This is a genomic window from Desulfovibrio sp., from assembly GCF_009712225.1.
Lineage (GTDB): Bacteria > Desulfobacterota > Desulfovibrionia > Desulfovibrionales > Desulfovibrionaceae > Desulfovibrio.
Genome location: NZ_WASP01000006.1, coordinates 564,858 through 588,458, shown reverse-complemented (window position 1 = coordinate 588,458; position 23,601 = coordinate 564,858). Strand labels below are relative to the sequence as shown.

The 23,601-nt window shown below is 53.4% G+C and carries 18 protein-coding genes; 10 read left to right on the top strand and 8 right to left on the bottom strand.

Features of this window, described 5'->3' with window-relative positions:
- Nucleotides 1–558: 558 nt before the first annotated feature.
- From F8N36_RS07970 to F8N36_RS07955, 4 genes are all read right to left on the bottom strand, one after another.
- Nucleotides 559–1,035: a hypothetical protein gene (locus tag F8N36_RS07970; RefSeq protein WP_291332268.1), complete on the bottom strand. Its 477-nt coding sequence runs from the start codon at nucleotides 1,033–1,035 to the stop codon at nucleotides 559–561.
- A gap of 72 nt (nucleotides 1,036–1,107) precedes the next feature.
- Nucleotides 1,108–2,523, bottom strand: a complete 1,416-nt coding sequence (locus tag F8N36_RS07965; protein WP_291332267.1) for a VWA-like domain-containing protein — start codon at nucleotides 2,521–2,523, stop codon at nucleotides 1,108–1,110.
- A 2-nt stretch (nucleotides 2,524–2,525) separates the two neighbouring features.
- On the bottom strand, nucleotides 2,526–3,518 hold the full coding sequence (locus F8N36_RS07960) for a MoxR family ATPase (RefSeq protein ID WP_291332266.1): 993 nt from the start codon (nucleotides 3,516–3,518) through the stop codon (nucleotides 2,526–2,528).
- Between the two features lie 180 nt (nucleotides 3,519–3,698).
- A complete protein-coding gene (locus tag F8N36_RS07955) occupies nucleotides 3,699–4,664 on the bottom strand; it encodes an AraC family transcriptional regulator (RefSeq protein ID WP_291332265.1) in 966 nt (321 codons plus the stop codon).
- A gap of 302 nt (nucleotides 4,665–4,966) precedes the next feature.
- On the opposite strand from F8N36_RS07955, the gene F8N36_RS07950 reads away from it, so the two are divergent.
- From F8N36_RS07950 to F8N36_RS07905, 10 genes are all read left to right on the top strand, one after another.
- A complete protein-coding gene (locus tag F8N36_RS07950; protein WP_291332264.1) occupies nucleotides 4,967–6,124 on the top strand; it encodes an aldo/keto reductase in 1,158 nt (385 codons plus the stop codon).
- Between the two features lie 61 nt (nucleotides 6,125–6,185).
- Nucleotides 6,186–6,722, top strand: a complete 537-nt coding sequence (locus tag F8N36_RS07945; protein WP_291332263.1) for a flavodoxin family protein — start codon at nucleotides 6,186–6,188, stop codon at nucleotides 6,720–6,722.
- 207 nt (nucleotides 6,723–6,929) lie between these two features.
- The gene (larC, locus tag F8N36_RS07940; protein ID WP_291332262.1) at nucleotides 6,930–8,303 is read left to right on the top strand and encodes a nickel pincer cofactor biosynthesis protein LarC; all 1,374 of its coding nucleotides are present in this window, start codon (nucleotides 6,930–6,932) and stop codon (nucleotides 8,301–8,303) included.
- A gap of 24 nt (nucleotides 8,304–8,327) precedes the next feature.
- Complete coding sequence (larB, locus tag F8N36_RS07935; RefSeq protein WP_291332261.1) at nucleotides 8,328–9,092, top strand: nickel pincer cofactor biosynthesis protein LarB; 765 nt, start codon at nucleotides 8,328–8,330, stop codon at nucleotides 9,090–9,092.
- A gap of 213 nt (nucleotides 9,093–9,305) precedes the next feature.
- Nucleotides 9,306–10,715: an aldo/keto reductase gene (locus F8N36_RS07930; protein WP_291332260.1), complete on the top strand. Its 1,410-nt coding sequence runs from the start codon at nucleotides 9,306–9,308 to the stop codon at nucleotides 10,713–10,715.
- A 3-nt stretch (nucleotides 10,716–10,718) separates the two neighbouring features.
- Complete coding sequence (locus F8N36_RS07925; protein WP_291332259.1) at nucleotides 10,719–12,197, top strand: 4Fe-4S binding protein; 1,479 nt, start codon at nucleotides 10,719–10,721, stop codon at nucleotides 12,195–12,197.
- Between the two features lie 265 nt (nucleotides 12,198–12,462).
- Nucleotides 12,463–13,629: an 8-amino-7-oxononanoate synthase gene (locus F8N36_RS07920; RefSeq protein WP_291332258.1), complete on the top strand. Its 1,167-nt coding sequence runs from the start codon at nucleotides 12,463–12,465 to the stop codon at nucleotides 13,627–13,629.
- Nucleotides 13,619–14,284 (top strand): pimeloyl-ACP methyl esterase BioG family protein, encoded by a 666-nt coding sequence (locus tag F8N36_RS07915; protein WP_291332257.1) that lies wholly within the window; start codon nucleotides 13,619–13,621, stop codon nucleotides 14,282–14,284. The genes F8N36_RS07920 and F8N36_RS07915 overlap by 11 nt, the downstream gene beginning before the upstream one ends.
- Before the next feature lie 2 nt (nucleotides 14,285–14,286).
- Nucleotides 14,287–15,051 (top strand): malonyl-ACP O-methyltransferase BioC, encoded by a 765-nt coding sequence (gene bioC, locus F8N36_RS07910; RefSeq protein WP_291332256.1) that lies wholly within the window; start codon nucleotides 14,287–14,289, stop codon nucleotides 15,049–15,051.
- A gap of 92 nt (nucleotides 15,052–15,143) precedes the next feature.
- Nucleotides 15,144–15,950, top strand: coding sequence for a hypothetical protein (locus F8N36_RS07905; protein ID WP_291332255.1), 807 nt, complete (start codon nucleotides 15,144–15,146; stop codon nucleotides 15,948–15,950).
- A gap of 117 nt (nucleotides 15,951–16,067) precedes the next feature.
- Here F8N36_RS07905 and F8N36_RS07900 read toward each other — a convergent pair whose 3' ends face one another.
- From F8N36_RS07900 to F8N36_RS07885, 4 genes are all read right to left on the bottom strand, one after another.
- Entirely contained in the window at nucleotides 16,068–19,124 is a 3,057-nt protein-coding gene (locus tag F8N36_RS07900) for an EAL domain-containing protein (RefSeq protein WP_291332254.1), read from the bottom strand.
- Nucleotides 19,125–19,331: 207 nt separating this feature from the next.
- The gene (locus F8N36_RS07895) at nucleotides 19,332–21,323 is read right to left on the bottom strand and encodes a methyl-accepting chemotaxis protein (protein WP_291332599.1); all 1,992 of its coding nucleotides are present in this window, start codon (nucleotides 21,321–21,323) and stop codon (nucleotides 19,332–19,334) included.
- A gap of 115 nt (nucleotides 21,324–21,438) precedes the next feature.
- Entirely contained in the window at nucleotides 21,439–22,398 is a 960-nt protein-coding gene (locus F8N36_RS07890; RefSeq protein ID WP_291332253.1) for an ornithine cyclodeaminase family protein, read from the bottom strand.
- Nucleotides 22,399–22,407: 9 nt separating this feature from the next.
- A complete protein-coding gene (locus F8N36_RS07885; protein ID WP_291332252.1) occupies nucleotides 22,408–23,586 on the bottom strand; it encodes an alanine racemase in 1,179 nt (392 codons plus the stop codon).
- Between the last annotated feature and the right edge of the window lie 15 nt (nucleotides 23,587–23,601).

Genomic DNA, 23,601 nt, shown 5'->3' with positions numbered 1-23,601 from the left:
ATGATTATGCTGATAATTACTGTGGCCAGGCTCCAAACTTTGTATTTAATGCGCATAGCTAACTCACAATGGGTCTATGGCACGCTGTCAGTTTGGGGAAACCGAATATGGGTACAGTATGTACGATGCATGAAAATACTGGCAATGGCATGGCATTGCAGGTAATTTTATTGCATCGTAATCTTTTGGAGCAGTAGGGGGAAAGTATGGATTTGTTTTGTGCTAATTATTACTGCCATAAATAAATCATGTCAAAATTCAAATATATAAAAACTGCAACGTGGCGAATAAAAAAGAATAATAAAAACAGGTGTAATATGTTTTTAATGATTTGTTATGTAATAAATTTATGATTTATTTCAGCGTATTAAACTTTTTATAAATTTGTTTGCGTGGATGGTTGCTAATCAGGGTTGAGCCGTAAAAGGCATGTAGCTTAATTTAATACATGTCTGTTTCAAAAAAGATGCGATGTTGAACAGTTATTGTATTCAATTTTCCGATGCATCTGTTGGTATCGTAATTTAATTGCAATTACAGTTACAGAGCAGCCTGCGTTCAACTTGCCTGGGCGTTGCTGGCGAGGCGCAAAAGGCGTTCTGCCAGCAGGTTAGGGGCCAGCATTACCTTGGCGGCCGCCGATGTCTGAACGCTGCCGTTCTCATTCATGGGCTGGCTGTTGTCGGCCTTTTCTATTTCGGCCTCAAGGACATCACGCAGGCGTTGAAACGACTGCTCAACTTCAGGGTATTCGTTAGCTGCACGCCAGGGCAGAATCAGGCAGCGCGTCCACGAATGTCCTTTGTGCGAGGGTGCCTCAAGAGTGTAAAAGCGTGTGGGCGTGTAACCTGCCGCACGCTCAAAAAGACCGGGGTAGCAGTAATCCTGCCGGTCTTCTTCCGGCTGCGGAATGTCTGAAACAATGCTCACAATGGGCAGGGCCAATGCTTTTTCGTGGTCTTCTAGCCGCACGCTGTAGTGCAAAGCAGGTCTGAAGTAGCCGCGTTTTTTTGTGATTTTCCATTCAATAATCATGCATTCTCCTTGCGCTGCCTGTACTCGGCAGCGTTTGCCAGACAGTGCTTACACCCCGATGCCGTGCGGGGCTTATGCCGCGCCAGCTGCTGTGGTGAGGTACAGCACCTGCCCAAATGGCGGCTGTTCTTCATGCGGTGCGGTGCAGACCCACAGCACCGGGTATTCCGGCTCGGCGGGGTAGCGGTTGCATTCAAGGTCGGTAAACCAGATGAGGCATGTGGGCTGCAGGTTTTCATCTTCAATGTGCGCGCAGACAGGTCTGTAATCTGTGCCACCGCCGCCAACGGGATTGAGGGTGGCTGGCATGTCCGTGCGCGTGAGGGTGATGCTTTTTTGCACCCTGGTATCGTGAAACAGCAAGGTCAACGTGGTGTCGTAAGCATCAAGTACGCTTGTGAGTTCCGCGCAGAACATGGCGAGCGCCTGCTCGTCCACAGAGCCGGAACAGTCAACAGCCAATGCCACGTGGGGCAGACGGGCCTCGCGACGTGCGGGCAGGTAAATATTCTGGTACAGATAGCGGCGGTTGGGGCTGGCCCAGGAATAATCGTTTTGCGCGCACTGTTCCAAAAAACGTTGCAACAGAGCTTTCCAGTCTAGTTTTGGCCGCCATGCATAGTTGAGCTGACGGGCAAGACCGGCGGGCATGCTGCCCATGTGACGCGCGCGTTGCAGGGCCTGCATCATGGCTATGTCAGCCTCCTGCTTGGCGGCCTTGAGTGCCTGATCGTTCTGAGCGCCCTGGGCATCGGGGTGGTCTGCCACCTCGCCGGTAAAGTTTGTTTTGCCTTCTGACTGTTCTGGCTTTCCGCGGTCTTTATCTGCGGCCTTGCTGCCCGCTGCAGCCTGCGGGTCCGGGGAATTTTGCTGCTTGTCCTGCTGCCTGTCGCCCTGCGGGTTTTGAGGTTGTGCGGCAGGTTCTGTCTGCTTGCCGCCCTCAAAACCGGCAGATCCCGCACCCTCGGCCTTTTCAGTGCCTTGTGCGGCCTGCGCGCTTTTGGCCCCCTTGTTTTCTGGCGCTTCCTGCAGGCTTGCCAGAGCTTCAAATATCTCGTCCGCATTCATGCCAGCATACGCAGGGTTGTGCGCAAACCCTTGAGGCAGGGTAAAGTCTGATTCGAGCAGGATGTGGTTGATTGCCAGATCACAGGCGCGGTTCCACTGTGCCGCATCGCGCCCTTTGCGGCGCAGGTGGTGCCCAAAGGCCAGATGCAGAACCTCGTGCGCCATGGCTCCTACCAGCGAGTCTGGCGATAGGGCGGCGGCAAAGGCCGGGTTGTAGGCAAGGGTTTTGCCGTCTGTCCACATGTCCGCGCAGGCAGGGTCGGCCTTGAGGCGCAGACGCAGGGCCAGGGAGCCAAAAAATGGGTGCTCCATAACCAGGGATGCCCGCGCCCGTGTAATGCGGTGTTCTGCCTCTATGTATGCGGTCACAGCGGATTTGGCACCTGCGGGACTCTGCGCCGGTAGTTGGTTGGCGCGCATAGTTAAAGTAGTACCTCAGCGTTTTTTTCTGCCCAGCGGCTAAAGGCTGACGTGTGCACCACTTCCGTATTCTGGCAGACGGCATCGCGCATGAGCAGCACGCTGAATTCCGCAGGCAGGCGTTCGGCATAGGCGGTAAGAGCGTCCATGGTGTCTTTTGTTGCCCGCAAGCTCAGGGCCTCGCAGGTGGCGTAGAGCGCTGCCGGTTCTTGCGGCACCTCTGCTTCGCTGGGGTCTGCCAGTATGGAGTCTACGGTTGGCAGCTCACGCCAGACAGACAAAAAACCCATGAATTCCGCCGCTGCGGCAGGGCCCACCGTGCCCTGAAACAGCTCGTACTCGACGTCCTGAGCGGGCTGGGCATCGAGAATGCGCGATACAAATTCCCACGAACGGGGTGAGGCAAAGGCCTTTTCTGCCCGTTGGGGGTCAAAGTCGTGCAGCAGGCGGGGGCGGAAGCGCAAAAATGCGCAGACCTCGCGGCGAATACCTGCGTTCTGCGCCCAGGTAAGCCAGTCGTCGAGGCTGGTGTCAAATTCCAGATGTACCATGCGGTTGGCCAGCGCCGATGGCATGCGGTAAGAAACCGCCTTGTCCTTTTCGCGGTTGCCGGCGGCTACTATGCACCAGCCGTCAGGCAGCCGGTATTCGCCAATGGCACGGTCGAGAATGAGCTGATAGCAGGCCGCCTGCACCAGCGGCGGGGCGGCGTTCAGTTCGTCCAGAAACAGCACTCCCTGTGGGGCATCGCTGGGGCCGGGTAAAAATGATGGGGGGCACCACACGGCAGTACCCTGGTCGCTAAGGCGGGGCAGGCCGCGCAAATCAACGGGATCAAGCAGAACCGCGCGAATGTCGCGCAGTTCAAGATCGTGTATGGCGGCAACCTGAGAAACTATCTGGCTTTTGCCGATACCGGGCGCTCCCCACAAGAAAACCGGCTGCCGGATGTGAGTGAGCGTTTGCAAGGCTGAGATAACCTGAGAGGGTGTCATTGTTCTTCCTGAATTGGGTGTGTGGTGCGGCGTATGGGCGCAGACCAGTTTGTGATCAGCGCGACCATGGCAGGAAGAAAATGTAATAAAAGAAATTGAAAGTCAATATCAATTTGAAGTGTGTCGAATAACTCTCACACAATGCCCGACAGCAAACAGGGCATGAAATGCCGGTGCAGTTCAGGCCGTGGCAGATTCCGCAGAGGGTGCGTCGGGCTGGCTGCTGTGGAGGTTTTTTATATCACGCAGAGGCGGTGTGCCAAACTGGCGGCGGTATTCGCGGCTGAACTGGGAGGGGCTTTCGTATCCCACCTGAAAAGCCGCGCTGGTGGCGTCCAGATGCTCCATAAACATGAGCCGGCGGGCCTCGTGCAGCCGCATCCATTTTTGGTACTGCAACGGGCTCATACTGGTCATGGCGCGAAAATGGTAGTGAAAGGTAGACGTGCTCATGCCTATCTGCCGTGCAAGGCTGTCGATCTTGAGGGGCTGGATAAAATTGTTTTTGAGCCAGTCAATGGCTCTGGCTATCTGAAAACCATGACTGCCGGTTGACACAAGCTGGCGCAGATAGTGCCCCTGTTCGCCCACCAGCAAACGGTAAAGAATCTCTTTGTGGATGAGAGGCGAGAGCACAGGCACATCGTGCGGGTTGTCGAGCAGGTCGAGCAGGCGCTGAAAGGCGTTGAGCAGGGGCATGCTCACCTCGTTCACGCGCATGCCACGCCCGGAACAGCTTGCACGGCTGACGGGGCGGCTGGCTGGCAGGTTGCTGTCCACCAGCATCTGGGCCAACATGCGCATGTCGAGCTTGAGCGCCAGCCCCAGCAACGGAACCTCGGGGCTGGCTTCTACCACATTGGCCACAACGGGCAGGCCCACAGACGAGATCAGGTAATGGTTTGCGTCGTACACGTACTCGTCATCGCCCAGCACCACCCGTTTGGCGCCCTGAGCGACCAGGCAGATGCACGGTTCATATACGCCGCTGCTGGGCTGGGTAGGGGCTTCGTATCGCACCAGCAGCAAACCCGGCACGCTTGTTTCAAGCCGGTGGGTTGTCTCTGTCCAGCGTGCAATGCTGTTAGCCAGCGTCTGGCGCTGTATGGACAGAAGGTCGCATTTTTCGTGGGGCTGTGCGTGCATGGTTGTCTCCGTTTTTTTGTCCTTTAACAGATACAGCCAGGCCGAAACAACACAAAATATGTGAACCTCGTACAATCAGGCAATAATTTAAGAGAATTTGTCTATCCGCTTCTGTCTTGGGCCCGTAAAAGAAAAGAAGCCGCACAAATGAGGTGGCGTGTGCGCCGCAAATGGATAAGTACTTGCGGCAGGTTCCAGTCTGGCTGCCCTGCAGCGGGTTTGAGCCGACAACGTAGAGCGCTGCGCAAGAGCATATCTGACCGCAGCCAGAAAACGAACAAAACCACAAAGGGCCGACACCTATGATCAGGAAACTTGGCTTTGGCTGTATGCGGTTGCCCCTGTTGGACGCCAACGACCAGACTTCGGTTGATCTGGAGCAGATGAACCGCATGGTCGATACGTTTCTTGCCCGGGGTTTTTCGTACTTTGACACGGCATTGCCCTACCATGCCTATCACAGCGAGCAGTTTGTGCGCGAGGCTCTGGTCAAGCGTCACCCGCGCGAGGCCTTCAAGCTTGCCACCAAGCTGCCGCCCCGTATGCTCAAGACAGAGCAGGACCAGCAGAATATTTTTGACGAACAGCTTGAAAAATGTGGCGTGGATTTTTTTGACTACTACTTGCTGCACAACCTCGGCGTAAGCTCGTACGCACAGGCAAAAAAGTATAACTGCTTCGACTTTGTGCTGCGTAAAAAGCATGATGGGCTCATCCGTCAGCTTGGCATGTCGTTTCACGATACGCCCGAACTGCTGGAAGAAATCCTTGCCCTGCACCACCAGGATCTGGATTTTGTGCAGTTGCAGATCAACTACATCGATTGGGAAAACCCCGGCATCCAGTCACGCCGCTGTTATGAGGTTGCGCGCAAGTACAATCTGCCCATTATCGTGATGGAACCGTGCAAGGGCGGCAGCCTCGCCGTTTTGCCGGAAAAGGCCGCGGCCCTGATGAAAGGATACAACCCCACGGCCAGCATTCCCTCATGGGCCATACGCTATGCTGCGGGTCTTGAGGGCGTGATGCTTGTGCTCAGCGGCATGAGCACCATGGATCAGCTGCTGGATAACACCGCCTACATGGCTGATTTTACGCCGCTCAATGAAGAAGAACACGAAATAATCCGTCAGGCTGTGGATATCATAAATGCCGATACGGCCGTTGCCTGTACAAACTGCCGCTACTGTGTGGAACACTGCCCAAGCGATATTCCCATTCCAGACTACTTTGCGCTGTACAACAGCTCGCGGCGGGCTACTTCAAGCAATCATTCAAGCCAGTATGTCTACTACCTCAACATGGCCGCCAAGCACGGCAAGGCCCAGGACTGCATTGCCTGCCGCGCCTGCGAGGAAGTGTGCCCCCAGCATCTGGAAGTATCTGCATTCATGCAGGAAGTTTCAAAGGCCTTTGACAGCGGGCCGGGTTTGCCAAGTGAAAGGCCAACCAGAGCCTGATCTGCGGTCCCTGTAACTTTGGGTAAATTCAGCCTTGCGCACAGCGTAAAGGAGCATCATTATGAAAAATATACTGATTTTGAGCGGCAGCCCGCGCAAGGGCGGCAATTCGGATACTCTTTGCGACCAGTTTATGGCAGGCGCGCAGGAAAGCGGGCATAACGTGGAAAAGATATGGGTGCAGGGCGAAAAAATTGCTCCCTGTCTTGGCTGCGGACATTGCCAGCAGCATGCCGGGGTCTGTGTTCAGAAAGATGCCATGGCGGGTATACTGCAAAAAATGGTTGAAGCCGATGTGCTTGTGCTGGCCTCACCCGTGTATTTTTATTCTGTAAGCGCCCAGATCAAGGCGCTCATAGACAGAACCGTGGCCCGGTATACCGAAATCAAAAACAAGAGCATGTACTACATTATTGCCGCCGCAGATACCAACCTTGCACACATGGAAAGAACCATCGAATGCTTCAGGGGCTTTGCCTACTGCATAGAAGGCTCGGTTGAAAAGGGCGTGGTGTACGGCGTGGGCGCGTGGAACAAGGGCGAGATCAAGGCTTTGCCCAGTATGGCGCAGGCCTGCGAAATGGGCAAAAGCGTCTAAATTTCTCCGGCATGCCGCAGAACGGTGTGCCGGAGGTAGTACTGCCTGTAGTTTTTTTGCCAAATTACAGGATCAGGCAAGAATTATGCTGTTTTGGCTATTTCTTGTGCGGCGCAAAGCTTTTATATTGCCATTCAGGAAGGTTGCCGGGCAACCGCGCCTGCCATAACCGGGTATTGCCGGACAGCATTTTTTGACCGGGGTTTTATGAAAATTCTTTATTACGACTGCTTTGCCGGAATCAGCGGCGACATGAACCTTGCCGCCATGATCGACCTTGGGGTCAGCCCGGACTACCTGAAGGCCGAGCTCGCCAAGCTCGGTCTTCAGGATGAGTTTTCTCTTGATTGTCAGCCCCGGCAGCGCAGCGGCATTCAGGGCATGCAGGTGCATGTGCGGCTTGGCAGCGACCACGGCGAGCATGGCGAACATGAAGATGACCATCATCATGACCATGGTCACCACCATGACCACCATCACGGGCACGGGCATGACCACGGCCACAAACATGATCATGATCACCACCATGAGCATGATCACAAGCATTGCAGCGGCGGGCATTTGCCGCACAGAAATCTGGCCGCCATCGAGGCCATCATCATGCAAAGCGGGCTGTCTGACCCGGTCAAGCAAACAAGCCTACGCATCTTCAAACGCATAGCCGAGGCCGAGGCCAAGGTGCACGGCAAGCCGCTTGAAGAAGTATATTTTCATGAGGTGGGTGCTACCGATTCCATTGTGGATATCGTAGGCGCGGCCATCTGTTACCACGCGCTGGGCGTTGATGCCCTTTGGGCCTCGCCGCTTGAGCTTGGCAGCGGATTTGTGCGCTGCGCCCACGGTATGATGCCCGTGCCCGCCCCGGCAACCGCCGAAATTCTGCACGGTCTGCCCACCAGCCGTGGCGGAGTAGAGCACGAGGCCACAACTCCCACTGGGGCGGCCATTGTGGCAACTCTGGCAAGTTCCATCACCGCTGCCCCGGTTATGACCACTCTTAAAACGGGGTACGGCATTGGCCACCGTCAGTCGCAGCGCCCGAATGTGGAGCGGCCCAACATGCTGCGCGTCGAGCTGGCCGAGGTTGAGGTCGATCAGGCTGGCATACTGGCGCAGCCAGTGCATGCAGGCTCAGGCCATGCTGCCAGCAGCCGGGCCTGTCTGCTGCAGTGCAATATAGACGACATGAGCGGCGAGCTGCTGGCCGAAACTATGGATATGATCATCGAACAGGGCGCGGGCGATGTCTATTTTACGCCTGTGATCATGAAAAAAAGCCGCCCGGGCGTTGTCATTTCCGTAGTGTGCGGCGAGGCCGAACGTGACAGATTTACTGAGCTTTTGTTCCGGCATACCACCACACTTGGGGTAAAGGTTTTTTTGCACGAAAAGGCCATGCTCGAACAGAGTTTTGCCAGCGTAACAACGCCGCTGGGCAGCGTGCGCCTCAAGCAGGCCCTGCTGCACGGCAAGGTGCTGCGTTCAAAACCCGAATTTGAAGACTGCAAGGCGCTGGCGCGCCGTCACGGTATACCTCTCGCCGAGGTATACGCCGCCATCAGCAAGGTTGCGGGCAACTGATCCCGCAAAGGTTGGAGTTTAACAATGTCGTGTGGTTCGCTGGAAAAACTGCTTACTGATATCAGCAACGGCAGCGTTTCTGTTGCCGATGGCATGAATCTGCTGCGTGATAACTCCGTGCTTGATCTTGGGCACACAAAGTTTGATCTGCAGCGCCCTTCACGCAATGGCTTTCCTGAGGTTGTGTACGGCGAGGGCAAAACGCCGGAACAGGTGGGTGAAATTTTTGCCCGTGTGGGCAGCCACAGCAACGTGCTTGCCACCAGGGTTTCCGACGCCATGGCGGCCCACGTGCAGTCGGTATGCCCTGGGGTGGAATACAACGCCCTTGGCCGTACCCTTACCCTGATCACAAAGCCTGTTGCGTGGAAGCAGGGCACGGTTGCCATTGTAACTGCGGGCACTTCTGACCTGCCAGTGGCGGAAGAAGCGCAGGTTACCTGCCACATGCTGGGTGTGCGGGCAAAAATTCTTGCCGATGTGGGTGTTGCGGGCATCCACCGCCTGCTCAACAACCTGCCAGAGGTGCGCGCGGCACGGGCCATAATTGTGGTTGCGGGCATGGAAGGCGCACTTGCCAGCGTAGTGGGCGGTCTGGTGGCACAACCTGTGGTGGCCGTGCCAACATCTGTTGGCTATGGCGCCTCGTTTGCGGGGCTGTCGGCCCTGCTGGGCATGCTCACCTCCTGCGCCAGCGGTGTTACCGTAACCAATATTGACAACGGCTTTGGCGCAGCCTGCGCAGCCTGCCGCATCATCAATGCCTGCGAGGGCAGCCATAACACTTAATCGTCCTGTCGGACAGGTTTTCTACTCCCCCCACGTCAATGCATGATCTGCGCTGCTGTGCAGAATCTGGTGTGCCCTGAACTGCTGCGTCGTCTGCCTGCCAGGCGGCGCGGTTACACTGGCGCTGAATCCAATTTACAGGGTTTTGTTAGCTGCTGAGCCTACGACAAGGCATATTCTGAACTTGAGACCATATTCCAAAGCGGAGTAGCTATGGACGAGAAAAATACATTATCGGGCGTGTCACGCCGCCGTTTGTTGCAGGTGGCGGGAGCCGGTGTTGCGGGCGGTGCCGTGCTGTACGGCCTGGACAAGCTGCGCCTGCTGCCCAGCTTTGAAAAGCCCCTGCCCGTGCCAGCGGCAGAAAAAATGACCTACCGGGTTAACCCCAAAAACGGCGACAAGGTTTCGCTGTTGGGTTTTGGCTGTATGCGCTTTCCCATGCTGCCGGGTGCAGACAGCCCCACCGGGGCCGAAGTGAACGAGCAGGGGGCTTTTGCACTTGTGGACTATGCCATGGCCCACGGCGTGAACTACTACGATACCGCCTGGCCCTATCATCAGGGGGTATCAGAAAGCGTCATCGGCAAGGCGCTGCAGCGGTATCCGCGTGAGAGCTACTTTCTGGCTGACAAAATGCCCACGTTTTTGATGCCAACACGTGAACAGGCCAAAGAAATTTTTGAAAAACAGCTTGAGAAATGCAAGGTCGACTATTTTGACTACTACCTTTTGCACGCCATTCGTTTTGTAGAAGACTACCAGACCGTCTATGAAAAGAACGGCGTGCTCGAATACCTGTTTGAAGAAAAGAAAAAGGGCAGAATCCGCAATCTTGGCTGGTCGTTTCACGGCAATACCGAAACGCTCGAATACCTGCTTTCGCGTAATGTGGAATGGGATTTTGCCATGGTGCAGCTCAACTACCACGACATGCTGCACAAATACGAAATAGCACCCAGACAGGCCAAATTCATTCCCAAAGATCCCGCACCCACGCAGTGGATGTTTGAAAAAATGCAGCAGAGCGGTTTGCCCCTGATCGTCATGGAACCCCTGCTGGGCGGCAGGCTGGCGCGGCTCAACAAAAAGGCGCTGGCGATTCTGCAGGCAGAGCGACCCGAGGCCTCTGCCGCGTCGTGGGCCTTTCGCTATGTGGCGGGCCTGCCCAATGTCATCACCATGCTGAGCGGCATGACCTACATGGAGCACCTGCAGGACAACCTGCGGGCGCTGGCTCCCTACGAGCCCCTGTCAGACCGCGAAATGCAGACTCTCAAGGCCGCTCTGGATGTGTTTCTGACCGGTGCAAACATACGCTGCACCACCTGTGGTTACTGCATGCCATGCCCTTACGGCGTGGATATCCCGGCCGTGTTTGCCCACTTTAACCGCTGCCTTGATGACGAACAGGTTCCCAAAGGTACGCGCGATGCCGATTATGAAAAGGCCCGCCGGGCATATCTGGTGGAATACGAACGTGCCATTCCCGAGCTGCGGCAGGCGGAGCGCTGCACCGGCTGCGGCGTATGCCTCAAGCACTGCCCGCAGATGATTCCCATTCCCGAAGAAATGGCGCGTTTGGGCAAGTTTGTTGAAAATCTGAGAACAAGGCAGGGCTAGCCAATGTTACGCACCATTCGCATCATACTGGCTGCTGTTTGCTTTGCAGCCCTGTGCCTGCTTTTTGTTGATGTGAGCGGCCTGTTTTCGCCCTCGCTTGCCTTTATGGCCAAGGCTCAGTTTGTGCCTGCCATGCTGGCTGGCAGCGTGGGGGCGGTTGTGGGCGTGCTGCTTCTTACCCTGGTTTTTGGCCGTGTTTACTGTTCTGTGCTGTGTCCCCTCGGGGTTATGCAGGATGTGATTGGCGCAAAGGCGGGCAGGTATCGCCATCGTTACTCTTCGCCCCGCACCATGCTGCGACTGACGGTATTTTTTGTGTTTGCGGTTTCGCTGCTTGCTGGTGTGCCCCTGGTGTTTTCGCTGCTTGAACCGTACAGCGCCTTTGGACGCATAGCGGCAGACCTGCTGGCACCCGCATGGGCTACGGGCAACAACGCCCTTGCCTGGGCCTCTGAACGTGCAGGCAACTATGATGTGGCCCCGGCCATGGTATGGCAAAAAGGCATTGCGGCGCTTGCGTCTGCGGGGGCTACTCTTGCCGTCATTGGCGTGCTTGCGTGGCGCAGGGGACGTTTGTGGTGCAATGCTGTGTGCCCGGTGGGCACGTTTCTGGGCTTTTTCAGCCGGTTTGCGGTGCTGCGGCCCCGTATTGAAGAAAACGCCTGTAAAAACTGCGGGCTGTGCGAAAAGGCCTGTAAATCTGGCTGCATAGACACCACTGCCGGAACCGTGGATACAAGCCGGTGCGTAGCCTGCTTTGACTGTGTGGATGTGTGCCGACACGGGGCCATGATCTATGGGCCTCACAAGGCTGGCAGCGCGTCAAAGTCATCGGCGAGGAACAAAGGGCAAGCCACTGGCAAAGGCAAGACCAACACCGCCCGGCGTGGTGTGCTGGCGGCCCTGGTGAGCGTTGCTGTACCAGGCATGGCCTTTGGCCGAAGCGCATCACCCATTGCGGCCCTTACCCGCAAGCTTGAGCCGGAACGTGCGGTTGCTCTGGTTCCCCCGGGCGCACAGTCTGTACAGCAGTTGAGTACCCGTTGCACTGGGTGCCAGCTCTGCGTTTCGGCCTGTCCCAATCAGGTGCTCAAGGGCACAGACAACGGCGGCGGGATGCTGCAACCCTCCATGGCCTTCGAACGGGGCTACTGCCGGGTCAACTGCGTTACCTGTGGCGAGGTTTGCCCCGCTGGTGCCATCAGGCCCATTACCCCGGCAGAGAAAAGCTCCATGCAGATCGGGCGGGCTGTGGTTGTTCTTGACCGCTGCATAACGGTTACAGACAAGGTAACCTGCACTGCCTGCGCCAAGATTTGCCCGCCGCGCGTAATCAATCTGGTGGGTCCGGAGGACGCCCCTAAAAAGCCTGTGGTGGATGCAGAGCGCTGCACCGGCTGCGGCGCGTGCGAATATGTTTGCCCGGCGCGCCCCTTTGCGGCCATTTATGTGGAGGGTGTGGCGGAGCAACGGCGTATCTGACGGTTGAAGCTGGCTGTTTACGATCAGTATGGTTGCCTGCGGGTTTTGCCCCGGGCAACCATTTGCATTTTGGGCGGTTTTCACACAAGAACATGGGTTCACTGGTTGGCGCAGCATATCATGCGCCATTGACTTGCCGGGCTTTGAGAGTGACGATGCCCTACAGCCTGGGCGAGCCCTGCGGTCAGCTGCTGCGTATTCTGAATATTTTTTTGTTTTATTCCGGCTGGTTGTTTTATGCACCGCCGCGACAGGTAGAATGATAATGCAATACCTTAAGCTGATTGATGAAAAAAAACAGAACGGCAGTCTGCGCTCGCTGCGCAATATTGACGCTGTACGGCGCGAAAGAGAAAATGCCGGAGCGCCCTTCATCAATCTGAGTTCCAACGACTATCTTTCGTACGGTGATGATGCCGCCCTGCGGCAACAATTCTGGGCAGAACAGAATGTGCCCTCGCTGCGAATGGGGTCGTGTTCTTCGCGCCTGCTCACGGGAACATGCGACCAGCAGGAGGCCTTTGAAAACGAGCTAGCTGCCGCCTACGGGGCAGAGGCCGCTCTTGTGTTCGGCAGTGGCTACCATGCCAACCAGGGCATTCTGCCCGCAGTATGCACTTCGCGCACCCTTGTGCTGGCAGATAAACTGGTGCACGCCAGCCTGATCGACGGCATACGCATGAGCGATGCCAAATGCATCCGTTTTCGCCACAATGACTACGCGCAGCTTGAAATGCTGGTACAAAAGCACGCGGCGGAATACGAGAATGTTATCGTAGCCACAGAATCCATCTTCAGCATGGATGGTGACGCCTGCGACCTGCCCCGGCTGGTGGCGCTCAAAAGGGCCTGGTCCAACGTGCAGCTCTATGTGGATGAAGCCCACGCGGTGGGTGTGCGCGGGGCGCGGGGCCTTGGCTGCTGCGAAGAACAGGGCTGCGTGGCAGACATTGACTTTCTGGTGGGCACACTTGGCAAGGCATGGGCTTCGCTTGGGGCGTACGTTATCTGTACATCTACTCTGCGCGAATATCTGATCAACACGGTGCGCCCCTTTATTTTTACCACGGCCCTGCCACCGGTAAACATTGCCTGGAGCCGCTTTGTGCTTGCGCAATTTGCCACGGCCGATGCCGCGGTCCGCAGGCAGCACCTGAGCAGTCTGGCTAGCATGATGCACGCCTTTGCCGACAGCCTTGGGCAGTCGGTGCGCAGCACCTCGCAGATAGTGCCCATCATCACGGGTGATAACGAACGTACACTGAACATTGCCGGGCATTTGCAGCGCGAGGGGTTTTACATCATGGCCATACGGCCCCCCACGGTTCCCGCTGGCAGCGCGCGCCTGCGTATTTCGCTTACTGCCGGTACGGCACGCAGCGACGTGGAATCGCTTATGGCGCTGCTTGGCAGGTTGCTGCATGAATATTGATTTTTTGCGGCGCTGCGGCAGTGCCACGCTTGAACTGTTTTTTGCCGGGTGGGGCATGGACAGCCGCCCCTTTGCCTGGGCTGCCGATTCACCGCACACGGCAGGTTGCGATTTTGCCGTGTGCTACGACTATACTGACATGCTGCTGACCAGCGTAGGTCAGGCCTGTGCCGATATTAGCGGCTATGGCGAGGTGCGGGTGCGGGCATGGTCGCTTGGCGTCTATGCGGCCTCGCTGGTGGTGCCGGGGCTGGGTTGCAAGGTAAGCAAAGCGGTCGCCATCAACGGTACGCTTTGGCCTGTTGACGACGAGCTGGGCATTCCGCATGCTGTGTATGATGCCACAGCGGCCAGCCTCTCTGCCGAGAGCCTCGAGCGCTTTAACCGGCGCATGTGTGGCGCGCACAAACCCGTATTTGAGGCGCGCAGGCCTTTGCGCAGTGTGGATTCGCTGCGGGCAGAGCTGCTGCACATACGCGATTGCGCGGTAGATCGCAGCAGGCCCCAGTTTACGGGCTGGACACAGGCTGTGCTGAGCAGCCGTGACAAGATATTTCCCGTTGCCAACATGCGCAGGGCGTGGCCTGAAACGCCCCGGCTTGAGCTGGACGAACCGCACTACATGCCGGATATTCCTTTTGTGACCGCAGAATGAGTATGGATACAGCACTGATCAGGCAGCGCTTTAGCGCCGCATCTGCCAGCTACGATGCCGAAGCGCTGGCGCAGCAGCACATTGCTGCCCATCTGTGGGAACTGGCGACCCCGCACCTTGCCCTTGGGGCTTCGGTGCTCGAAATTGGCGCGGGTACAGGACTGCTGACGCGGTTTGTTCTGGACGCGCAGCCCCGCAGCCTGACGGTCAATGACCTTTATATCAGCCCGCAGGTGCAAGAGCTTGCACAGCAGTTTCCCGGCAGGGTGCAGTTCCGGGAAGGCGACGCGGAGCATCTGGATTTTGGCGGCCCCTTTGATGCCGTGCTCAGCGCGTCTACCGTGCAGTGGTTTGAAGACATCACGGCTTTTTTTGACCGCTGCGCCAGAGTATTGCCCAAAGGGGGGCTGCTGGCGTTCAGCAGCTTTTTGCCCGGCAACCTGCAAGAGGTGGCCGAGCTCACAGGCGTGAGCCTGTCCTATTGCAGCGACGTAGAGTTGCAGGGCCACCTTGCCCGGCATTTTGACCTGGTGGCAATGGAGCAGGGCGAAGTGGCGTTGCATTTTTCCAGCCCACGCGACGTGTTGCTGCATCTGCGCCATACGGGCGTGACAGGCATACGTTCGGTTGTGTGGGGCAAAAACAGCTACAAGGACTTTGTAACGCGCTACACTGCCCGCTACGGCACAGAGCAGGGCGTGAGGCTCACCTATCGGCCAGTGTATGTGGTTGCAAAAAGCAAGGGACTGCCCTGCAGCAAACCTTAAGAGTACCGCGCACTAATCTGATTTTGTACCTCTGGGGTAGCACCCCTTGACCCATACCTCATAAACCTGCCCCGTACGGGAAGGAGTGTTGCATGAAGCGCTCAATCACACTTCTGCAACTGTTTGTACTGGTACTGGCCCTTTGTCACCTGCCAGTGGCTGCTGCTGGCGCCGGGTACGGCTTTGAGTCTGCAAGGGCATACCTTGAAGCCCGCAGCCGCGATATGACCGACTTTCAGAACAGATTTGAAAATGATCTTTTTCAAAACCTTGATGATGCCAACGCCATAAACATCAAATATAAAACAATTCCAGCAGAATACGTGTTATACCGGCTTGATCTGGCAAAAGGAATTGAGGCTAGTAGCAAAAAACCGGAAAAGCTCGCTGCTCTGTGCCGGAATTTTATGTTTATTGATGGGGCAGAAAAGGATTATAACGCAAAAATTCAAGCCTATAACGAGAATATCGCGGAAAAATTCATCCAGCGCGAAATGTATCAGCTGATGGACGATGATGCCCTGCGTGAAGTTTTGGTGAACTACCTGACAACATACAGCATGATATACGGATTCAACAAGCCGGAAACACTGAAAGTAAAGATTGAAAAATCCGTGCCGTATAAAACGGAAGATGGCGATTTTGGCGTTTTGTACACAGTGCACGTCATCGAGAAGGAAGCGGCCACAGGTGCTGGCGCCAAGGCTGCCGCTGCGACCGCAGCCGGTTCTGCCGCAAGTGCGGCAGATGCTACGGATACTGACGCAGAGGCAGCCACATACACCCCGGACAGGGTTTTTCTGGCTTCGTACCATCAGGGCGAGATCGTGAACTTTGAGCAGGCCACAGACGATGCCGCCGACCTTGCTGTCTTGAAGCTGTGTGGCAAACCGCAGTAGGGTGGAAGGGCAGGCTTTTATTTTACAGGCTTGAGTCATCCGCATATTTGAGGGGCTGTCCTTTTCGGGATAGCCCCTCTTCAATAACATCCTGCGATAGATGGGGAGTGGTATTGCCTAACTATCGAAAACAGTCTTGTTAAAGTTTCGGCAGAATTCAATGTAGTCCTTCTTGGGCAGTGGTCTGGAATAAAAATAGCCCTGAATGACATTGCATCTGTTTTTAACCAGAAACTCGAGCTGCTCTCTTGTTTCAACTCCTTCTGCAACCACATCAACATCCAGAGATGAAGCAAGCTTGATTATTGTTGTAACAATTTTGTCTGATCTGTTTTGTTGGCTGAAAATGTCATCAACGAATTTTTTATCAATTTTCAGACATGATATTGGCATGGTATGCAGGTAGGAAAGTGAAGAATACCCAGTACCAAAATCATCAAGAAAGATACGGAAGCCGTGATTATTTAATCTTGATATGGAGTCAATGCTGGTTTCAAGATCTGTCATCAGAATTGTTTCAGTTATTTCCACCCCGATCTGTTCATGAGGTACGCCACTACTGTCCACAGTTTTCAGAAAATCTTCAACGAACTGTTCTTTCGCAATGCTGCGAGCAGAGATGTTGACTGCGACTGAATGAGGTGCGTCAAAAAGGGGAGAAAAGTCTTTCAAGTCCTTACAGACCGTTTGCAGGACAAAACGGTCAATACCAACAATCAGCCCTGTCTCTTCTGCCAGAGATATAAAATCAACAGGTGAAACGTAGTGTCCGTCGGCGCGCTTCCAGCGGACGAGGGCTTCGCATCCCACAATGGTATTCTTTGTTGCGTCTACCTTGGGCTGATAGAAAACTTCAAAGTTCTCATCCTCGATAGCTGCAAACAACTCTGTTTCAAGTTCAAATCTGGCATTAACAGCATCATCAAGTTCTTTTGTAAAAAATGTATATGCGTTTTTTCCACGCTCTTTTGAACGATACATGGCAAGATCGGCATTTTTTATCAGAACATCAGCAGACAGGCCATCACCGGGAAAGAGTGAAATACCAATGCTGGCAGTTATGTATATCTGGCTGTTGTCGACAGTAAAGCACTGCGTTGCAGACAGCAGAATGCTTTTGGCGAGATTTTCAGCTTGTGTTGCCGCATCTTCGCCCTCAAGGATGAACATGAACTCGTCGCCACCGGTCCTGGCGATAATCGGGTTGTTATTAACCAGACTCGCCAAGCGCTCTGCCACATTTTGCAATAGTTTGTCACCAGCAGGGTGACCAAAGCTGTCATTGACCTGCTTGAAGCGGTCCAAATCCATCAGCAAAACGGCAATGACTCCATCTCCGCTTTTTGCACGACCGATCATCTGCGTAAGCTTTTCTTTGTAAAAGGCTTTGTTGCAAAAACCTGTCAGCAGATCGTGTGTTGCCCTGTATTCCAGATCCAATTCCATCTGGACGCGCTCTGACGTGTCAAACACTGAGATGATAAATGTAGAGCTGTCGGCTGTTCTGGCCAGTGAAACATGAACGTCAATAACATTGCCATTGTGTTTTGATATTTTTGTTTCAAATTCTGCGGTATAGTTTCTTTTTATGCTTTTAGGATACGTGATAAATATATTTTCTGTATTAACAAAGAAATCATGTATATATAATTTTTCTTCAATATCTTCTATTTCTCGTTCTACGAGTGCTGCAAATTTTGAATTAGCCATGCAAATCTTGCCTCCGTTGTTTACAACAATGGTGGCAACGCCGGTATTCATAAATAATGATTTGTATTTTATTGCTGATTCCTTGAGCTTTTGTTCAAGCCGTTCAACATTTGATATGTCAATAAATGTTTCGAGTAGAACTTCATGCCCGTTTTTCTGTATGGTATGGACTGACTTCAATACCGGTTTGATTTCTTTTTTGCCTGTGAGCAGCTTTCTCACTGACAGGTTCACTGTTTGATGCATGTCCGTAATGGGGCAACTGCCAACTTCAGTCGGGCAAATGAAATTATGGCATGTCTTGCCAATAATTTCGTCCTTGGGAAGCGCGATCAGATTTTGTGCGTAATCATTAACATCAAGAATTGTATGCGTATCTGGTGAAATGGTAACAACCCCAACATGAAGAGCATTGATTGTTTGGTGTAAAAACAATTCATTGTCTTCAATGTGTGCAAGCATTTTATTTATGTCGTTGGCAAGAAAATGAATTTCGTCAGCGGTATTGTCATTCATTTTGATTTTTTCGTCTGTGAGCGATTTGATGCCTGCCAGCTGACTTTGCAAAGAGATTATTCTGGACAATATTCTCTTTCTGACTGTCCACATAAATGCAACAATCAGAATTGCGCTGAATGCTATAAACAGAAGCAGTGAATTGAAGAATATTTTTTTCCCAAACTGCATGACTGTCCGGTTTGTTTGCATCTGCAGCCCAAGGGCAACATCACCAAAGGCATCAAATATTGGGACATAAACATAGATCGATTCAGATGATTTTTTTATCCTGAAAATATCAACAATGCTTGTTTCAGCCAGTTCTCTGTCAATGCTAAGCGGAGAAACTGGCTTTATTGTGAGCAAAAGATTGTCACCAATATTGTTTATAAAATTATTGTCAATCAATTTTGCAAATACAAGTATGCCATTGTACTCTTTTTGCATCAGTGTATCTGTTATTTTTCGAACTGCAAAAATATATGGTAGGCCATCCATCTGAACAACGCCCTCAAGTGTATTCAGGCCGCTGTTGTCATTTAACATCGCTGCAAGTTGCTTTAGTGAATCTATGGCAGAAGGAGACAGCTTTTCCATGGTTGAAAGCTGTGGAGCTGACTTTGTTCCGTAGATGTATTTATTGTCTAAATCAAATATTGCAGCTGCTGAAATCTGTTGTTGTTCAAAAATACTGTATTCAAAGTTTTTTAAAATGAATTCTTCATCTTTTACATTCATATATTCATATGTATCGTCCCAATAAGCCCAATCCATTGTGAGTTTGTCAAGCTCTTTTTCACAATGGTTTATATAATTCTTAAGCTTTAATGCGTCATCAATAGTCTGATCATTTTCAATATTATCAATGCCATCAAGTATTATGAAATTTGAAACAAATATCGATACAGCAACAAATAATGAAATTACAACTATCGAAGAGAATGACAAGAATGTATTTATTCTCATGAAAGCCTCTGTCTTGAACTGCGTATATGCCAATTATACAATGATAGTTGCATGGGTTTTGGGCTGAGTTATTGTAAATAATTATTCTTGTAAATTTAGCACAAAAAAGTTTAATGATATAGTACCTTGGAACAGGTATTTCCCAAGCGGCCCCTTTGCAGAGGCCGCTCAAGAAAGACTGGCTTAATATTGACAACAGCCTTATGGCTAGCCTTGGCTTTTCATTTCAACAATGAGCCGCTGGAGAGCCTGTGACTGCTGCGCCAGTTCTGCAACTGCGCTGGCTGCCTGTTCCATTGCCTGTGCTGTCTCGGCCGAAATGTTGGCCACCTGTTCAATAGAGTGGTTGATTTCTTCGCTGGCAGCCGATTGCTGTTCGCTGGCGGTAGCGATGGATTGCACCTGATCGTTGACCATATGGACAAATTCCAGAATGCGCTTGAGCGATTCGCCTGATCGCACAGAAAGTGATGTGGCCTCTTCAATGGATGCGGCGACCTGCTCGACATTGTGGATATTCTTTCTCGTGCCTTCCTGAATGCCGGTGATGGCCTGTCCCACTTCCTGGGTGGCAGTCATGGTCTTTTCTGCAAGTTTGCGCACTTCGTCGGCAACGACGGCAAAGCCTCTGCCGGCATCGCCAGCCCGGGCAGCCTCGATAGCTGCGTTTAGCGCCAGCAGATTGGTCTGGTCGGCAATGTCGGCAATTACACCCATGATCTGGCCGATATTTTCAGCCTGCTTGCCCAAGGCGTCCATATCAAGTTTGATTGCGGTGGATTGGGTGTGTACCGCCTCAATGCCCTTGACGGCTTCGTTCACAATCTGTGAGCCTTCCAGGGCCTGCTGCTGGGCTTGTTGCGAAAGGTCAGCTGCCTGTTGGGCATTTCGCGCCACTTCAAGCACTGTGGCATTCATTTCTTCCATGGCAGTGGCTGTTTCGCGTACGCGCCCCGACTGTTCGTCCGCGCCGCGGCTTGACTGTTCTACCTGGGCTGAAAGTTCCTCTGAAGCAGAGGAGACGATTTGCACAACCCCTTCGAGCTGTCTGGCCGCCTGAAGCATGCCTTCAATTTTTGCACGCTCGGCCTGCTCTTTGGCAGCCTGAGCTTCAAGTGTGGCCTGCTGGGCCTTTTCGGTTTCCTGATGGGCTATGTTTGCCTGTTCATCTGCCTCGTTCATTTTAGCAATCAGGGTTGTGACCATGGACTTGATGGCACTATCCAGCACGCCGATTTCATCCTTTTGGTCAAGCCCGGAAGTTGCTGTAAGATCTCCATTGGATATACTGACTGCTGCAGTTACAAGCTTGTTTACGGGTACGGCGATAGACCGTGCCAGCGCAAGGGCCACAAGTGCGCCAGCCAGCAGAAAACCGAGAGAGAGCAGGGTGAATGTCGTCTTCATTTCATAGACGTCTTCAAGCACCTCGGACTTTTTGGCACCTACAGCCACAGACCAGCCAGTATTCGGTATGGGGGCATAGCCGAAATAGTTTTCAGCACCTCCAAACATGTAGCTATCGTAACCTCTTTCACCCTTGACCATGCGTTGCAGCATCTTTGAAACAGCACTGAACTCTGGGTTTGTCTTTCCTTCTTCCAGAAAGTTGCGGGATTCAGTGACGAATTCACGTTTTCTGTGAGCGATCAAGACACCCTTGGCATTAATAATGTAAGAATACCCAATATCACCAAACTTAACCTTATCCGTGATTTCAGACAGAAGCTGCCCGTCAAGTCTGGCAAGCAGAACACCAATAGAGCGTCCATCAACGGTGATTGGGGAGGCCATCATGATAACAGGTTTGCCCGTTACCCGGCTGATGACCACGTCAGACATCACCACCTTGCCTGCAAGAGCGTTCCTGAAGTAATCCCTGTCGCCAAGCTCTGCTGTGCTGCCGTCGGTGTACCGCGTTTTTCCGTCGGGCGTGGCAACGCCCATCTCTATAAACCCTTGTCTCGAAATTTCTTCTTTAAGGGCTGGCAGCTGTTTGTCCCAGTCCATGCTTCGTATGACGAGTCTGTTGGCAACTGCTTCCATACCAACAAAATACACACCGAGCGTTGCATTAATAAGTTTTCCTGCGTCCTCGGCTATCTGAGGGAGGGATTCATTAACTCGTTTTTCAATTGCACTTGCTGATGTGCGGTATGAGGCTACGCCAAAACCAGTACAGACTACGGCCAGCAACATGCAGACAATGCCAATTATCTTTGTTTTGAGCTTAGCATTTTTAAGCATTTTGCCCTCCTTATCAGTTGCTAATCATCTTTGTGACTTAAATAGTATGTAAATATTTGCAAGTTGGCTAGATTTCTTTTGCCAGGCCCAGGCCAAGTGCTTTTTCGAGGGCCAGCGCGCAGATGGCAATGTCTTGAAGGGCCATTCCTGAACTGTCGAAAACCGTAATCTGCTGGTTGGATGTTCTCCCTGCCTGCCCATTGAGCACTGCCCCAAGCGGCGTGATGCACTCATTATTGATCAGGCCTGTTTTGAAAGCTTTTTCGTATTCGCCAACTGTTATTGACTGTTGCACCACGTCAGCAAACAGTTCTGCTTTTGCAACCAGCGCCGGATCAAGCTCCTGCTTGCCCTCGCCATCGGCTCCCATTGCGGAGATGTGTGTGCCTGCGCGTACCAGCTCTACGGGAAACAGTGCCTCATGGGCAGCTGTGACGGTGACGATGATATCTGCCTGTTGCAGGGATTCCGGCGCTGCAGCCGCAGCTGCCTCAATGGAAAGCTCTTCACGAACCCGTCGGGCAAAGGCATCCGCGGCTTCTTTTGATCTGTTGGTTATGAAAACCTTTTCAATTTTTCTTACTTCGCAAATGGCCAGTAGCTCGTACCAAGCCTGATGACCCGCACCAAAAATGGCAAGGGTGGAACTATCGTGACGCGAAAGATGGCGAACAGCAACGGCATCTGCGGCGGCAGTTCGCAGGGCCGTCATGTGCGAGGCGCCAATAAGCGCCCTGGCGTACCCGGTATCAGGATCAAGCAGCAGGGTAGTGGAGGCATGGGCCTTTTGGCCCTGCTTGCGGTTATCTGGCCAGTAGCTGCCCACCTTGAGCCCGACAACGCCACGGTTTGTCAGCAAGCCGCTTTTCATACTGAACGACGTGCCCTGTTTGGGGCCGTGCCCCATAACAACGGGAAAAACCTTGGCCTCACCCCTTCCAATGTCGCTGAACACCCCTTCAATTGCTTCGATGGCGTCGGCCATTGTAACAACAGATTTGGCAGTTTCTTCAGATACATAAAGCATATGTGCCCCCTACCAACCCTTCAGGCGCGTCCACTGGCCCGCGATTGTCTGTTTGTCTGAGCCAATAACATTGTAGGCGCTGTGCTGTTCAACAGTGGCGCAGGCATGGATGGGAAGAATACGCACCTTTGCGCCATAGGGCAGGTCAGGTATATGCCCACCGAAATCTGTCCGGCGGGCAATGATTCCGTGCTCCTGATTCACATTGGTCACAAAAAGCCCGTCGATGAGGTTGCCCTCCAGATCACAGACCAGACCGTAGCCCTGGTCGACGCGTTGTGATTCGGTGCCTCTGTCAGATGATAACGCCGCCCAGCCAGCATCTATGATTGTCCAGTCTTTTTCACGCTGATGCCCTATCACCGTTGCCAGTACAGAAACGGCAATGTCATCGGGCGTGCACACGCCAATACCTGCCTGAACAAGATCAAAAAAGGCAAACACCCCTGCGCGAACTTCAGTGATTCCGTCATAGTTTTCGGCAAACATGGCAGTTGGTGTTGAGCCGATGCTCACGACGGGGCAGCGATACCCCGCATGGCGCAATATTTCGGCTGCCCTTATGGCGCTTGCCCGCTCGTTTTCTGCCGCGGCAAGCAGGGCATGGCGGCTTGTAGCCGTGTAGCTTTCGCCCGCATGGGTCAGCACACCCCGTAGGCTTGCGGATGCATGCAGGCTGCTGGCAATGGCGAGCAGCCGTTCTTGGTCGTCACAATGCACCCCTGACCGGTGCCCGTCGCAATCCAGCTCTATCAGCGCCGGAATGGGAACATCCAGTGTGGATGCTGCCGCAACGGCATCTGCCTGCTCAGTGCTGTCGAGCAGAACTGTCATATTGATACCCTGGCGCAGCAATGCCTGAACACGCGGCAGTTTTTGGGGCGAAATACCTACAGCATAGGTGATGTCGGTTATACCAGCCCCGGCAAATGCCTCTGCTTCATTAAGAGTAGACACGGTAGCAGGGCCGTTTGGTCCGGCCACCATGCGGCGAGCGATTTCGATGGATTTTGCAGTCTTGAGATGGGGACGGAAAACAACATTTTTCATGGCGAGGCGCGAGTGTAACCGACCGATATTGCGGTTCATTCGCGATTCGTCAAGAAGCAGGCACGGAGTGTCCAGCTCGGAAACGTACACAGTTTCAGCTTGAGCCGTTGTCTGCTGAATTTTGTGATGGGTGCACATGATAACCTCTTTTAT